This window comes from Sphingomonas sp. FUKUSWIS1, assembly GCF_000733135.1.
GTDB classification, from domain to species: Bacteria; Pseudomonadota; Alphaproteobacteria; order Sphingomonadales; family Sphingomonadaceae; genus Sphingomonas; species Sphingomonas aerolata.
Genome location: NZ_JPJC01000271.1, coordinates 1 through 1,445, shown reverse-complemented (window position 1 = coordinate 1,445; position 1,445 = coordinate 1). Strand labels below are relative to the sequence as shown.

Genomic DNA, 1,445 nt, shown 5'->3' with positions numbered 1-1,445 from the left:
GGGGACTTTGCGAGCCAGTGCTTGCGGGGTGGGGCCCCACCCCAACCCCTCCCCTGAAGGGGAGGGGCTTTTTGGTTACGTGAGGGGGGTTTCTGTGGGTTCGGCGCGGAAGCCCAGCGTGGCCTTGCCCTGGATGGGGCCGGCGATGTCGGCGACGATGTAGAGGGGGCGGCGTTTGGATTCCACGTACAGCCGGCCGAGATATTCGCCGATCATGCCGAGCACGAACATCTGCACCGCGCCCAAAAACACCGTCACCAGCATCGTCGAGGTCCAGCCCTGCACCGCGCTGCCCGAGAGCCAGCCGATCGCGATGTAGACGAACAGCAGCAGCGAGACGCCGGTGAGTGCGAGGCCGGCATGGCTGGCGAAGCGCAACGGGGCGGTCGAGAAGCCGGTGACCGCGTCGAAGGCGAGGCGCATCATCTTGGCGAGCGGATAGTTGGTCTCGCCCGCATGCCGCTCGGCGCGGTCATAGGCAAAGGGGACCTGGCGGAAACCGATCCAGGCGACCATGCCGCGGATGAAGCGCGCCTGTTCGGGGAGGCTGAGGAACGCGTCGAGCGCGCGCCTGCTCATCAGCCGGAAATCGCCGGTATCGACCGGGATCGGCGTGTCGGTCATCTTGGTCAGCAGCCGGTAGAAGGCGGCGGCGGTGGCCTTCTTGAACACGGTCTCGCCCGCGCGCTGGCGGCGGACCGCGTAGACGACGTCGGCCTGCTGCTCGGCCATCGCGGCGCGCATCTGGGGGAGGAGCTCGGGCGGATCCTGGAGATCGGCGTCGATGATCAGGATCTGCTCGCCCGCGCACAGATCGAGTCCGGCGGTGAGCGCGAGCTGATGCCCGTGGTTGCGCGACAGGTTGATCGCGACGAGCCGGGGATCGGCGGCGGCGAGACGCTGCATCACCGACCAGCTGTCGTCGCGCGAGCCGTCGTTGATGAGGACGATCTCGTAATCCTCGCCGACCGCGCTCTGCGCCGCGCCCGATATGCGCGCGTGGAGGAGGTCGAGGCAGGCGGCCTCGTTGTAGCAGGGGACGACGATGGAGAGCGCGGGACGGTGCATCCCCGCTCTCTAGCCGCCCCGTTGCGCGGCGTCATCGTTTGTTCTTGGGGGAGGATTAGGCGTCAGGCCCTGGCCAGCGCGGTGGCGCGGGCTTCGACGAGGCGTTCGAGGATCGTGAGGGGGACGGCGCCGTCGCGCAGCACTTCGTGGAACTGCTTCACGTCGAACTTGTCGCCCAAAATTCTCTTCGCGGTGTCGCGGGCGCGGAGCCAGCTGATGTGGCCGAGTTTGTAGCTGCAGGCCTGGCCCGGCATCGTGCAGTAACGTTCGATCTCGCGCTGCGAGCGGGGGCGGGCGAAGCCGACGGTGTCGACGAAATAGTCGGTCGCCTGTTCGCGCGTCCAGCGCTTGGCGTGGAGGCCGGTGTCGGCGACGAG

General features: G+C 68.0%; 2 protein-coding genes. Both read right to left on the bottom strand.

All coding sequences use genetic code 11. The annotated features are described in order from the left end of the window. Positions 1-75: 75 nt before the first annotated feature. On the bottom strand, positions 76-1,068 hold the full coding sequence (locus tag sphsw_RS17340) for a glycosyltransferase family 2 protein (RefSeq protein ID WP_031441714.1): 993 nt from the start codon (positions 1,066-1,068) through the stop codon (positions 76-78). A 62-nt stretch (positions 1,069-1,130) separates the two neighbouring features. After that, the coding region (locus sphsw_RS17335) for a DUF885 family protein (protein ID WP_042467713.1) at positions 1,131-1,445 on the bottom strand (315 nt) is incomplete at its 5' end.

Coding starts and splice junctions, on each gene's coding strand:
- sphsw_RS17340 (WP_031441714.1), bottom strand. CDS start 1,068: ATGCACCGTCCCGCGCTCTCCATCGTCGTCCCCTGCTACAACGAGGCC.